13 protein-coding genes and 1 pseudogene are annotated in these 12,715 nt (G+C 36.1%); 7 read left to right on the forward strand and 7 right to left on the reverse strand.

The window, feature by feature from the left end:
* Nucleotides 1–13 precede the first annotated feature (13 nt).
* From BK575_RS11800 to BK575_RS28580, 3 genes are all read left to right on the forward strand, one after another.
* Nucleotides 14–214, forward strand: coding sequence for a hypothetical protein (locus tag BK575_RS11800; RefSeq protein ID WP_078410545.1), 201 nt, complete (start codon nt 14–16; stop codon nt 212–214).
* 121 nt (nt 215–335) lie between these two features.
* Nucleotides 336–827 carry a DUF6843 domain-containing protein gene (locus BK575_RS11805; RefSeq protein ID WP_078410546.1) on the forward strand — a complete coding sequence of 164 codons (492 nt, stop codon included), beginning with the start codon at nt 336–338 and terminating at the stop codon, nt 825–827.
* Nucleotides 828–1,120: 293 nt separating this feature from the next.
* Complete coding sequence (locus tag BK575_RS28580; RefSeq protein WP_169907446.1) at nt 1,121–1,264, forward strand: hypothetical protein; 144 nt, start codon at nt 1,121–1,123, stop codon at nt 1,262–1,264.
* Nucleotides 1,265–1,551: 287 nt separating this feature from the next.
* Here the strand turns inward: BK575_RS28580 and BK575_RS11810 are convergent, their stop codons facing one another.
* The 6 genes and pseudogenes from BK575_RS11810 to BK575_RS11835 form a co-directional block, all read right to left on the reverse strand.
* Nucleotides 1,552–3,678: a LamG-like jellyroll fold domain-containing protein gene (locus tag BK575_RS11810; RefSeq protein WP_169907760.1), complete on the reverse strand. Its 2,127-nt coding sequence runs from the start codon at nt 3,676–3,678 to the stop codon at nt 1,552–1,554.
* A gap of 71 nt (nt 3,679–3,749) precedes the next feature.
* A complete protein-coding gene (locus BK575_RS11815) occupies nt 3,750–3,899 on the reverse strand; it encodes a twin-arginine translocase TatA/TatE family subunit (RefSeq protein WP_078414756.1) in 150 nt (49 codons plus the stop codon).
* A gap of 7 nt (nt 3,900–3,906) precedes the next feature.
* Nucleotides 3,907–4,878, reverse strand: a pseudogene (locus BK575_RS11820) (metallophosphoesterase family protein); the annotation flags it as partial.
* Nucleotides 4,879–5,543: 665 nt separating this feature from the next.
* On the reverse strand, nt 5,544–5,825 hold the full coding sequence (locus BK575_RS11825) for an AbrB/MazE/SpoVT family DNA-binding domain-containing protein (RefSeq protein WP_078410548.1): 282 nt from the start codon (nt 5,823–5,825) through the stop codon (nt 5,544–5,546).
* A gap of 258 nt (nt 5,826–6,083) precedes the next feature.
* Entirely contained in the window at nt 6,084–6,791 is a 708-nt protein-coding gene (deoD, locus tag BK575_RS11830) for a purine-nucleoside phosphorylase (protein WP_078410549.1), read from the reverse strand.
* 70 nt (nt 6,792–6,861) lie between these two features.
* Complete coding sequence (locus BK575_RS11835) at nt 6,862–8,049, reverse strand: MFS transporter (RefSeq protein WP_078410550.1); 1,188 nt, start codon at nt 8,047–8,049, stop codon at nt 6,862–6,864.
* A gap of 409 nt (nt 8,050–8,458) precedes the next feature.
* On the opposite strand from BK575_RS11835, the gene alr reads away from it, so the two are divergent.
* Nucleotides 8,459–9,613, forward strand: coding sequence for an alanine racemase (alr, locus tag BK575_RS11840; protein ID WP_078410551.1), 1,155 nt, complete (start codon nt 8,459–8,461; stop codon nt 9,611–9,613).
* A 618-nt stretch (nt 9,614–10,231) separates the two neighbouring features.
* Here alr and BK575_RS11845 read toward each other — a convergent pair.
* Nucleotides 10,232–10,897: a cupin domain-containing protein gene (locus BK575_RS11845; protein ID WP_078410552.1), complete on the reverse strand. Its 666-nt coding sequence runs from the start codon at nt 10,895–10,897 to the stop codon at nt 10,232–10,234.
* Nucleotides 10,898–11,205: 308 nt separating this feature from the next.
* On the opposite strand from BK575_RS11845, the gene fosM reads away from it, so the two are divergent.
* The 3 genes from fosM to BK575_RS11860 all read left to right on the forward strand — a co-directional run bounded on the left by fosM (nt 11,206) and on the right by BK575_RS11860 (nt 12,696).
* A complete protein-coding gene (fosM, locus tag BK575_RS11850; RefSeq protein ID WP_078410553.1) occupies nt 11,206–11,625 on the forward strand; it encodes a FosM family fosfomycin resistance protein in 420 nt (139 codons plus the stop codon).
* 29 nt (nt 11,626–11,654) lie between these two features.
* Nucleotides 11,655–11,981, forward strand: coding sequence for an antibiotic biosynthesis monooxygenase family protein (locus BK575_RS11855; RefSeq protein ID WP_078410554.1), 327 nt, complete (start codon nt 11,655–11,657; stop codon nt 11,979–11,981).
* 181 nt (nt 11,982–12,162) lie between these two features.
* On the forward strand, nt 12,163–12,696 hold the full coding sequence (locus tag BK575_RS11860; RefSeq protein WP_078410555.1) for a GNAT family N-acetyltransferase: 534 nt from the start codon (nt 12,163–12,165) through the stop codon (nt 12,694–12,696).
* Nucleotides 12,697–12,715: the final 19 nt, after the last annotated feature.

Here is a 12,715-nt window from a genome sequence, read left to right on the forward strand (position 1 = left end):
GGGGGCTGGAACGATGCCTTTATGGTTGTTTATTATAACGATTTGCAGTGGGTTACTAGGTTTAGGCGCTTTTATTGATTTCAAGGCCAAGAAAAAGAATATAAGAATCGAACTGGAAGAAGGAATAAAAAACGCCTCCGATTCTGAACAAATCTATACGGAGCAATATTTGGATCAAGCGAGAAAAGAGGCAGGAGAAAATAATCCATTTTAAAGCTGAATACAGCAAAATCACTTGTTTTGTTGCATTCAGTCTGTCCAGAACCTTTTATATAACAAGTGCAGACGACCTTTAATAAAGGATTGTCTTTTTTGTTGAACGGGGAGGGAATCATATGAAAAAAATAGCTGTCTCTTTTTTCGTCTTATTATTAGTGGCTGGAGCTTGTTTTAACATGAGAGATAAAAAAATCAAAGAGGAAGTATTATTACCCGATGGATACCGTGGCTGTTCCTATATCGTTTATGATATAAGCAATACGCCAAAATTAGAGATGAAAGACGATACCATAATATATAAACTCAACGAACATGGTGTACTTGCTACATCCTCTCCTCAACATTTCGGATGGGATAACGAAAAGTCCTCTCCCAATCTTGATCGACATTATTATTATGTCAGCAAAAATGGCGCTAAAAAAGAAATATCCTTGGACAACATCCAATCTGAAGGAAACGGATCTACTTCAAAGGAAGGTACGGAAGAACTTACTTTTAGGAGCTTTTATTTAGGCTCCGAAGATGAATTCAAAAAATTTGAAGATGCATCTAATGGCCTTGGTTGTCTTAATTATGATGATGTTTTAAGAAGACTAAATGAAAAGTAAGCAAGACTAACTCTAGCAAATTGAGCAGATGATTCTGTAGTTTTTCATAATTCCCCTTTTGGGCTCGTTCTTTTGTGGACGGGCTTTTTTTTGACTATAGTAGGTAATAAATACAATGTTGCTTTCATACAAACACCGTCATACCAGCCTAGCTCCTTGATAGACAAGGAGCTTTTGTTTTTCTTAGACTTCGGAAGGGTTCTCAATACAACATGTTGAAGTTAGTTATTGCATGGAATGGAATGCAAAATAATAAGGGGTGGTTCAGTTTCAGAACCAGGGAGGAAATGGACATGGAATTTATCGGGCTGGGGTTGTCAGTTCTCCTGATTTTTTGGGTATACAGCATCTATAAGGACATAGGAACACAAGTAAAACAAAATGAGCAAATGCTGGAGTTGCTGCAGCAAATCAATCAAAAGCTGGATAAGAATTGACGAGGAATGGGACAAAGCGATGTAGAACCGATCCGAGATTTGGAGAAGAACCTTTGAGAAAAGAGCCTATTGAATAAATAACGCCATGTAATTAGAAAAGGATTTTAAGAAAATAAGTTATAATTTGAGTAGTAGTAGTCATTATAAAGTTATCGGAAGATAGAAGGATAAAAATATTCAGTAATGGAGATTCATATATCCAAGACTATACTGAGAATCGTTACTAGTCGAGATTACAAAAAAGACCCCGGCTCAATGCCTGAAGTCTTTGTTTGATTTATAAACTTTTATTTAAATTCAATGGTTGTCAATTCTTTTGCATGAGTTTGTTTCGGATGCTTTTTCCCTAAAACGATTAACCCTTTTTTGTTATCTTCCACAAACACATACACGTTTTCATCTGTACTCATAATGCCTTTAAGATTTTCTTTACTGCCGCCATTTGCATGCAAGACTAGTTTATTATTTTGATCATATACATAAATATGTTTCTTCTTTTGGTCATGTCTGGCAACATACTGTTTATTTAATGTTTCCGCCTCATATACAGCATCTTTTTTGAAGTATCCTGCCATTTCAACCGCTTTCTCATCTTTTTTTACTTGTCCAATTACAGCAAAGTCGTGTGTTTTATGTTCAATAACAACAAAAGGCATATCATCAACGATAAATAACGAACGCAGTTTTCCGTAATCTTCTTGATGATCAACTTGGAACAGTTTTACATCGTTTTTATAAACAACAATGTCACCATTGACTGGATTATATACTGCTTTGTATGAACCTTCTTCCATCACTTTTTTCGTTACGCTTTCTGCAAAGATTTCAATGACGTCTTTTACAACTTGTTCAGTAAGGTCTAGTTGTTCTTGAGTTAATGCCTCTGATTCAAGCAGTGTTTCGGCAAGCTTTATCGTACGGCTTAAACGGTCAATGGAAGCTTGAGAAAATTGACCTGTTTCAGAACCAACCACTGCGGACGAAACAAGCTCTTTAGCCTCTTTAATAGCTTTGATTAGAGCCTCTTTGTCCTTGTCGATTTGAATTTTTGATTTAATAAATAATTCGTGTGCTTCTTTTAATTGATTGTATGCATTTACAGCTTCTTCTTTTGTGATATTCATTTTTTTATATATTTTTTTCGCTTCTTTTTGAGCAGTTAAAAGAACGTCATACGTATGCTGCGGGTACTGACCGATGTCATTTCCAATGGAAATATCAGAAGAAAGGGTTTCATTAACTTGGACTAATTCATTGTGTAACGAATTAACTTCTTCAATTTGTGTTCTGTTATAAAATTCATTATAAGCAGCTAAAACTTCTGATGCCGTTAACGGTTTGCTGTATAATCTCGCTAAAGCAACTTGTCCATCCAACACAATTCCGCCTGAACCGTTTGAACCAGGGTCAGCTCCAATAGCAAAATGAATATCAGGGTGATTCACTTTTCCGCTTGCTGCTTTAGAATTTACACGTTTTCCATCTAAATAAAGCGTTACTTTTTCTCCGTCATACGTCGCTAATAAATGATACGTTTTATTAGCTTCCATCTGAACACCGACTTTTTGGTAGCTTCCTCCGATATGAGCCCAAAGTTCAACATATCCTGAGTTAGTTGATTCAAATCCGATACCGCCGCCCTGCGTGTTCATCAATATGCCTTGGTTACGGATTTTGTTCATGGAAAACACAGTTTCTAACGTAAATGAATTTGCTGCTTTTGCTTTTTCCACATTCCCAAATGGTATATACCCAAAGTTATCGTTTTCACCTTTTAGCTGCAGAACTTCCTTTTTTAATGTTTCATCATACTGAATATTTGCATTACCTTTAAGTGAACCTTCAAGGTTAGAAGGGGAAAAGTCTTTCATCGTTTTGTCCAAGAAACTAAAATCAAAAACATCCGCTTTTGGAACTTCAACGTTTGGATCAATCACTTCTTCTTTTGTTTCTACACTTATGGAGAGGGGTTTCTCACTTTCGTTATTAAATGAATCAATCGCGTATACTGTAATTTCATATTGTGTTTTTTGATCTAATCCGGATACAGATAATGTTAATTGATTAGGAACTGGATCGCGATAAAACTCAGAAAACGCTAATAGTTCTTTTTTCACTTTGTTAGTCGCTTTATCACGAGCTGCTATACGATATGAATGCACTAATTCATTATCTTTCGCTTGGTCAAAAGTGATGGTTGCAGAGTACTCGTTAACATCTTTAACTGTCAATTTGGCATCATCGGGAAAATAAGGTTTTTCACTATCACGATTTTCTGTGTACGTGAACAAATCTTTCATACCGCTTGAATCGGATGAAGCAAAAGCATGCAATGATAGGGTAGATACTAATAAAAAGATCAGAGCAATAATAGAAATGCTCTTTTTGGCGTTCATTAGACCAATAGCTTTCATTTTAACTTCCTCCTTTATAAACATTTGTCATTTAAGAGTATTATAGATAGGGAATATTATAAGGTTTAACATTATTTAGATTGTGTTTTTTCTTCTTTTTCGTTAGAAGAAACTAAGTCAGTTGCCGATTTTTTAAATTCACGCAATGTAGAGCCGACAGCCCGTCCGATTTCCGGGAGTTTTGAAGGCCCGAAGATAACTAAAGCAATGATTAAGATTATTAACTTAAGAAGGAAGGATTACTTCCCAATCTTTTCCTGTCCAATCGTTATTATGGAAATCACGTCGCTTTAAAATCACTTTATGATTGTATACTTCTACAATTAAACCTTGACTAAGCTCCTTATAACCTGGAGGAAGGTTTCCTTGTATTTTTCCACCCTCAACTTCCATGTAGCTGACAGAAGAAGTTCCTACAGAAGTAAAGTCTTTTTGGTGGATAGATCTAGGATCATCCAACGGATAATGAGAGTGACCCGAGAATGTAATAACTTGCGGATATTCTTTTAACGTACTATAAAGTAATTCTATATTAATTTTTGTCCCCCACAAATCGCTTCCATAAACGGTTCCGGTAATATGTTGATGCAATAAAACAAAGATTGGTTTCTTAGGGTCGTCTTGCTGTGCTAATTTCAATTGTTCTCCTAGCCAATGAATTTGTTGTTCTGAGAAGTAGCCATGTGTTGTACCATCTTCAGTACCAAGAACGATAAAGTGATAACCATTCACCACTTTATGGTAGTAAAGAGCTTCCATTCCTGTTTTCTCTCGAAAACGTTTTTGAGCATCAATCGTTGATAAGCCGTTCCAATAATCATGATTTCCCATTGTCATCATCGATACAGCTTGTGGATTAACTTTCTCATTATAAAGAGACATAAAACGATCATATTCTTCAACTAAACCATAATCTGTTAGATCACCAACAACAAGAAAAGCATCTTGTCTTGGAGCTAATTGGTTTAACTGGTCTAATGCTGCTGCAAACTTATTCATGTCAGCAGTTCCGCTTTTTTTAATATGAACATCACTGATTACCGGAAACACTAAATTAGGCTCTGCTCTTAAGCTTGACGTGGAAGAGGAAGCTGAAACTATTGGCAGAGCAGGTAATAGATTTAATGAGTTGATGAATGTTAATCCAAGTGTTGCTCCAGCAAATTTAGTAGTTCGTCGTATAAAACTTCGGCGACCCATCCCTTCATTAAAAATATCGATATGCAGTAAGTTTTCCTTTTTCTCTTTAGCTTGTTCGTCTTTCATTATTTTCCCTCTCTCTAATAATTTTTTGTTCAACTATTAGTATAGAAAGAGAATGTTAATGGAAATTTTGTGTTTCTTTAAAATAAAGTAAACAAAACACAGACAAAAAATATAAACAAAAACAATTCCCCCTGACACAAAAATAAAAACAAACAAATAGTAATTTTTTAATTCATATATTAGCAGTTTTATTTCTATCATGGAAAATGATCGCATTAGCGATAAAAAGCAAAGAATGAAGAGTAATCCCCACATAAATGACCTTGTTGTTTCACTAAAAAGGGAAATAAAATCAGGAGAAGAGTTTGTGATATATGGTTTATTTCCTTTGTATTTTTTTTCGAATAAATAAAGTTATGTTGAGAATGACAAAAAAGGGAGGGAACTAAAGGAATAAAGCTTTTTAAACAGAAGGCTGCAATTCTTCAGTAAAGCAACAAGCGCTGCTCCTTATCATATTGAACAAACGGAGCAATAGCTGAGGATTAATCAAAAGAAATGGGTATCAAAAAATCATCAGATTAATAGAGTCTGATGATTTTTTGATTGCGGATAAGAATGGTTCGGTTAACTATAATGCCAATCTCTTAGATTTACTTTTACGCGAGTTGCAGTTTAGCTTCTAATTCTTTTATTAGTTTCATTGTTTCTTCACGACTCAACACGACTTTTCCGTTAGCAAGTATGATATTGTTATTTGAAACCTTCCCTGTTACCATACATGCATTATGGGCTGTATATTTTTTAAGAACAATTTTTTCTCCGTCAACAAAGATTTCGACAGGATCTTTTATTTTAAGATCCATAGCCTTTCTTAATTCGACTGGTACAACAATACGTCCTAATTCATCTATTTTGCGAACAATACCTGTTGATTTCATTTGTTTCCTCCATTGTGTAATTTCTGATATTATTTTTAGAGTTGAAAAATGTACTATGATCGGTCATTTATAAAACTTCGATTTATCAATAAAATTTACGGGGGATAAATATAACTTTTTTTCTATTTTTTCGTCGCGATACTATATAGATCGATGTAGAAAATTCGACATGACCAAAGAACGGCCATCAATTAAAATAAAAGGGCAGTGATATAATATCACCGCCCTTTTCATATAAGGAACATTCTCTGAATCAATCTATTTGGTAATCAGTGCTTCTAATGCCATGATAATCATATCATTAAAAGTCGTTTGACGCTCTTCTGCGGTTGTTTCTTCGCCTGTGAAAATGTGATCACTGACAGTTAGGACCGTTAAGGCATGAGCACCGTATTTGGCAGCTAACGTATATAACGCGGTTGTTTCCATCTCTACCGCCAGAACTCCGTAATTTCCTAATTTCTCAACCATTTCCATGCTGTCACGGTAGAATACATCCGCTGTTAACACATTGCCAACGCGAATATCAATTCCTTTTTCCACCCCGGCATGATAAGCTTTCTGCAATAACGGGAAATCGGCGCATGGAGCGAAATCAAATCCAGGGAATGTGGCACGGTTTATGTTGGAATCTGTGCACGTAGTCATCGCAAGAATCACATCACGAACTTTTACATCCTTTTGGATTGCACCGCAAGTACCAACACGAATTAAGTTTTTCACACCATAATCACGAATTAACTCATTCACATAAATAGAAATAGATGGAATTCCCATTCCCGTACCTTGCACAGAAACAGGCTTTCCTTTATATGTTCCCGTAAAACCTAACATTCCTCGCACATTGTTGTAGCAAGTAACGTCCTCTAAAAAAGTTTCCGCAATATATTTTGCGCGTAATGGATCTCCCGGTAAAAGGATGTTTTCTGCAATATCTCCTTGCTTCGCATTAATATGAACACTCATAATGTCATGGTTATAATAAGGTTATTTCTACCAAATTATAACCATTTACACCTCCTTAAAATGTTTAGTTTTACACTCCTGCAGCTTTTGTCTTTTCTTCTACAATCGCTGTTTGATGAATCGCTGGTCTTGTGACTGAAAACAGGGCACATATAAGAGCCAGTAAAATGAATATGCCGCCGATTGATGCATTGTACAGGACCGAATATTGATCAATGACAATCCCGCCCACCATTGACCCAAAAGCAATTCCAAAATGCAATGCTGAATTATTCAAGCTTTGCTGGATATCAGATGATTCAGGGGCTGATTCAATTAAATAGTTTTGTTGAGCGGGGGTAATGGCCCAACTTAACATACTCCATATGATCATCATTGTTACAAATAGCGGAATCGAAAATGTTACCTTGTTTAATCCAAATAAGACAACGGTGAATAAAGAAATAATGGATAGGATACTTGTTTTAGAACCCCATTTGTCCGCCGCCCATCCTCCTATCCCGCCGCCAAATACGGCCGCAATACCAAAGATGAAATAAAAAATACTTACCCACGCTGCGTTTAAATGTAAAGCAGTTTTTAAAAAGGGCGTTAGATAAGCATACAGCGTTAAATGTCCTGTTAAAAATAATAAAGACGTTAATTGCGCCGTTACAAGTTTAGCGTTTTTTAATGTCTGGAATTGCTGACGCAGCGGAATAACCGGTTTTGGCTCAATTTTTCCTAAAAACGCATAAACGCCGATCATTGAAATAAGAGTGAAAATGGCAATTAATAGAAATGGGGCGCGCCAGCCAAAATGATTTCCAATAACCAGACCTATCGGAACACCCAACACTAGAGAACCGCTGATTCCCATATAAATGACTCCGATTGCTCTTGCCCGATAGCCTTCTTTCACTATGCTGGATGCAATCGTAATACATAATACGACTAAGAGCGAACCGCTTGCAGCTGATAATACCCTTGAAACCATCAGTATCATAAAATTAGGGCTTATGTAAGACATTACGTTCCCAATAAAAAATATGAACAATGTCCAAAGGCATAAAGATTTCCGTTCGATTTTTGCTGTCAATGTTAAAAGAATGGGAGCTGCAATCGCAAAGACAAGTGAAAAAACGGTGATTAGCTGCCCCGCGGTGCTAATAGAGATTTGCAGATCATTGGCTACTAGGTCTAACGTTCCTCCGATGATAAGCTCTACCATTCCTACAACAAACGAAGCAATTGCTAAAATGTAAACTCTAAAGTTCATATGGAGTCTCTCCTTTCAAAAATCTATCCAAAAAGTTACCATATCGGTAGTAACTTTTTTTGGTTACTACCGATATGGTAACTTAAATGAATTTGAATGACAAGCAAATTTTTATTTGAATTTTCGCTTATAAAAAATGGACATCAAATGAAAACGTTTTTTCTTACACAATCTAAAAATGAATATTAAATGTTTATTTGATGATTCAAACGGAGAGAAGGTGAAAATATCTGTCGGTTATTTGTCACTGTAAGAGTTGATAAGCACCTCAACGGTTTACTTCCGAATCTTTACAGTTAAAGTTGAATAAAAATTAGATAGAAAGCGTCAACCATCAATGTTTTTTAAGGAATTTACCGTACGGCTGAATACAGTTTGTACAATTCTACAAGAAGGGAAGGAAGCGTTGATGGAAAATCTTTGTCGAGAAACTTGGATAGAAGTAAATCTTGATGCGATTGAGAACAACTTGCGAGCGATTCGCCGGCATATTCCCAAAAAGAGCAAAATTATGGCTGTCGTAAAAGCGAACGCTTATGGTCATGGTTCGGTAGAAGTAGCACGCCATACACTGGAAAATGGGGCGAGTGAGCTCGCTGTTGCCTCGCTGAAGGAAGCAATCGTCTTAAGAAAAGCGGGGATTACAGAACCTATCCTTGTACTTGGCTTTACATCGGTTGGGTGTGTTAAAGAGGCAGCTGTTTGGAATGTAGAGTTAACAGCATTTCAGGCTGATTGGATTAAAGAAGCTAACAGGATATTGACAAAAGAAGTGATGACTAACCAGTTGGCTATTCATATTAATGTGGATACTGGGATGGGACGGATAGGTGTACGTACAAAAGAAGAGCTTTTAGCGAGTGTAGAAGCTCTAACGACTAGTAAATTCCTCAGATGGTCAGGAATCTATACGCATTTTTCAACAGCTGATGAACCAGATACTAGACTAACAAGACTCCAGCACAATCTGTTCATAAGTTTTCTTCGCTTTTTAGAACGTCAAGGCTTTGAACTTCCTACCGTGCATATGAATAATACGGCTGCTGCTATCGCTTTCCCAGAATTTAGCGCTGATATGATTCGTTTAGGTATAGGCCTATATGGATTATATCCATCAACACATATTAAACAGTTAAAACTTGTTAAGCTTGAACCTGTATTAAGCTTGAAGACACGTATATCTTATGTGAAAAATATGATGACAGGACCACCGAGCATTAGTTATGGTGCTGCGTACATAGCAAAAATTGGAGAAGTAATTGCGACATTGCCAATCGGGTATGCTGACGGTTATTCACGTGCACTTTCCAACCGTGGGTTTGTACTTCATCGTGGACGACGGGTACCGGTGGTGGGAAGAGTTACAATGGATTTTCTAATGGTTAGTTTAGGGGACGGGGAAGGAAAGCAAGGGGATGAAGTTGTTATTTACGGTCGGCAAAACGAAGCTGAGATTTCCGTTGATGAAGTTGCTGAGATGCTCGGTACGATAAACTATGAAGTTGTATCTACATTGAGCCGTCGCATCCCCCGTTTATTTATAAAGAATGAGAGTAATCACTGAGGAGTAAGCAGGATATAGAACAAAGGAGGGGTTGCTAAAGAGGAACTAATCCAGCAGTTAAAGGAAAGTCGCACTAATCTTATACAATCCCTTGAATCATTTTCCCTAGAGGACTTTACCCAGATATATGTGATTCAAGATAAAGAGCAATCCTTACAGTCTTATATGAGTGCAATGGTAGAGCATGACAAGTTTCATATTAAGCAAGTTAAGACTTTTTTGAGTAAATACGGTCACTGCTAGGATGAATGTTTTTTCTAGAAAAAATTCTTATTGAAAAACAGGTAAGGAGGCCCCCCTTTAACAGAGAACTTGCTTAATTAATTAAATATTTATAATTCGTTAACATTAGCTAAATAAAATGATGATAACTTTAAATTGTAACGATGAAGACAACAATATTCGATGTAGAATAGGGTGGTTTAATAAAATGGTTACTAAAGTAGGCATAAATTTTTTATTTTTAATGGTACATTTTTATTTGATCTGATTGGCACCTGAAATTTTTATATCGTATAAGAATTTAATCATGAACCCACATGTCAGCAAATTCAATGCTGGCTTTTTTATTGTGTGAAGTAAAAAAGGCATGGTTTTCCCATACCGAATGAATTCATTTTAAAAAAGGATAGGTTTATCATTGATATTTATGGATATCCCTTCATTTTTCCAATTTTTCATTTGATCGCTTTCTTGTTTTAAATGGTTTGTATTCGGATTGGAGTGTTTTCTAGTTTGAGCAGGAGGTCCGATTACGACCGACTCTTTAATTGGAGATAATGCATCGGCTATTTTCTTAGAATCGATACCGTAAGAAAGTTCGAAAACCTCTGGCGGTGTTAAACGTAGTGTATCAGAACCTTCTGCTGTTTCAAACTGATCATTGTTAAAGAAGAGATGAAGATGCAATTTTTCTGTTGCAGGTCTGATCCAATGCCACCAAGCCATTGGAATAAAAACCACTTGACCGGGTTTTGCTCTATAGTTGTGCAGCTTTTTTGTATCCGGGTCAACAATGGAGATAATGGCTTCACCCGAAACAACAACATCTAATTCCCATGCATTCGGATGCCAATGAGGTTCCCGAATATGTCCCTTTGTAAGATAAAGATCAACAAAAGCTCCGCCTACCATTGCAGGCAATTGGGTCGATGTGACCTCGTAAGCAATATTATCAGGGTCTCTTTCGAAAAAAACATTGTCCCTTGAGTCAAAAAAGAGATTTGGAGTTCCACTCGTTTTCTTTATATTTGTATTATCTGGAACAAAGCCGGACTTTGCCATGAAATTTCCTCCTATAGCCCAGAATATAATGTACATTTTTGGGGGTACGTGTATAGATGGGCACACCATATATTTATATGTGGAACCATGGAATATGTGAATCGGGCAAGCGCAAATGAGTGTCGAGTTCAATTCAGTTGGATGAACAATCGTTTTATATTTGCTTTACAGTTCGATGGTTGCAATATTAGAATAGTTTCTCTGATAGAACAATTTTTTTATTAAGCTAAACAATCAGGATACTTTCATCATTTTTCCTTCCTTTGCTATGATAGAGATTGTAAGAAATCTAATTTCGAGGTGATATAGTGACTGTAAAAGGTTTGAATCACTTGTTATTTTCAGTTTCTAATTTAGAGAATTCCATTAAGTTTTATCAAAATGTTTTTGATGCAAAGCTGTTAGTTAAGGGGCGAAGCACTGCTTATTTTGATTTGAATGGTATGTGGCTTGCCCTAAATGTAGAAAACAATATTCCTCGTAATGAAATAAGCCATTCATACACACACATAGCTTTTTCAATAGAAGAAGCAGACTTTGTTAAAATGTACGAGAAACTAAAGGAATTGAATGTAAACATCCTTTCAGGCCGTCCAAGAGATGACAAAGATAAAAAATCTATTTACTTTACAGACCCGGATGGTCATAAGTTTGAATTTCATACAGGTACACTGCAAGACAGACTAGATTATTATAAAAAGGAAAAGAAACATATGGAATTTTTCTAAATCGATAAATGATTGGGGAGAAATAAAAGATGAGTGGAATGGTAAAAACTCCTGAACCGCCGTATTACGCAGTAATTTTTACTTCACAGAGAACGGAAGGAGACAGGGGTTACGGATTAATGGCGGATAAAATGGTAGAGTTAGCTTCTCTGCAGGAGGGATTTTTAGGTGTGGAAAGTGCCCGTGACGAGGAATTAGGAATTACTGTTTCATATTGGGAATCGTTAGAAGCCATAAAGAATTGGAAGGAACACTCAGCACATAAGGCTGCACAGGACAGAGGGAAAGCAGAATGGTATAAAAATTTCTCCCTTAGAGTTTGCAAAGTGGAGAGGCATAACTTCTTTGAAATGTGACAAACATTGTACACCTTGACAAGACTTTACTAATGGAAGTTGAATATAAACAAAAAGCAAAGAGACCCGATATACAGAGACGTGTCACACTTATGATGAAAGGGAGGATTATGCAGAGTGAAGGCGGAAACAACGTATGATGGATGGCTTAGAATTTTAATTGAATAAAGGAGTGAACAATATGAATTTAACATATGAAATGATACATGATGAAAACATCGAATGCTGCAGAGATTTATGCAATGAACTCATGGCTTTTCAAAAGTCAAAATCATACATAAAACCGGAATTGTTTGACAACATGAATTTTGACACACGGATGATTCCTTCAATAAAACGTGCACTATACAATTATACGGTAGTAGTTAAAGATGATGATAAAATAGTAGGTTATGTATATTCAAATATCTCCCCTAAAGAAACCTATTCAAATGAATTTGCCACTTTTTTTGACCCTTCTTCTGTTAGCAAAAAAAATGCAGGCTGTTTATCCCAATTTTATATTAAAGAAGAGTACAGGCAATACGGGGTTGGTTCGATCCTTTTCGATATGTCAATGATGTGGTTGAAGCAATTTGATGATGTCGAAGATTATTTCATCTTTGTTTCCAATGGTAATCATAATGCCCTGGAATTTTATAAACGTAAAGGATTTTTCGTTAGTCATGATATATTGGATGGCTTTATAACCGTTTTACGAAACTCTGAAAAGTAATATGTACATATAAACAAGG

Origin of the sequence: Priestia abyssalis, assembly GCF_002019595.1 — a bacterium.
Classification (GTDB): Bacteria; Bacillota; Bacilli; order Bacillales; family Bacillaceae_H; genus Bacillus_BA; species Bacillus_BA abyssalis.

Bases quoted from the DNA above. Each gene is read 5' to 3' on its own strand.
- BK575_RS11800 (WP_078410545.1), top strand. From the start codon at position 14: ATGCCTTTATGGTTGTTTATTATAACGATTTGCAGTGGGTTACTAGGT.
- BK575_RS11805 (WP_078410546.1), top strand. From the start codon at position 336: ATGAAAAAAATAGCTGTCTCTTTTTTCGTCTTATTATTAGTGGCTGGA.
- BK575_RS28580 (WP_169907446.1), top strand. From the start codon at position 1,121: ATGGAATTTATCGGGCTGGGGTTGTCAGTTCTCCTGATTTTTTGGGTA.
- BK575_RS11810 (WP_169907760.1), bottom strand. From the start codon at position 3,678: ATGAAAGCTATTGGTCTAATGAACGCCAAAAAGAGCATTTCTATTATT.
- BK575_RS11825 (WP_078410548.1), bottom strand. From the start codon at position 5,825: ATGAAATCAACAGGTATTGTTCGCAAAATAGATGAATTAGGACGTATT.
- deoD (WP_078410549.1), bottom strand. From the start codon at position 6,791: ATGAGTGTTCATATTAATGCGAAGCAAGGAGATATTGCAGAAAACATC.
- BK575_RS11835 (WP_078410550.1), bottom strand. From the start codon at position 8,049: ATGAACTTTAGAGTTTACATTTTAGCAATTGCTTCGTTTGTTGTAGGA.
- alr (WP_078410551.1), top strand. From the start codon at position 8,459: ATGGAAAATCTTTGTCGAGAAACTTGGATAGAAGTAAATCTTGATGCG.
- BK575_RS11845 (WP_078410552.1), bottom strand. From the start codon at position 10,897: ATGGCAAAGTCCGGCTTTGTTCCAGATAATACAAATATAAAGAAAACG.
- BK575_RS11855 (WP_078410554.1), top strand. From the start codon at position 11,655: ATGAGTGGAATGGTAAAAACTCCTGAACCGCCGTATTACGCAGTAATT.
- BK575_RS11860 (WP_078410555.1), top strand. From the start codon at position 12,163: ATGAATTTAACATATGAAATGATACATGATGAAAACATCGAATGCTGC.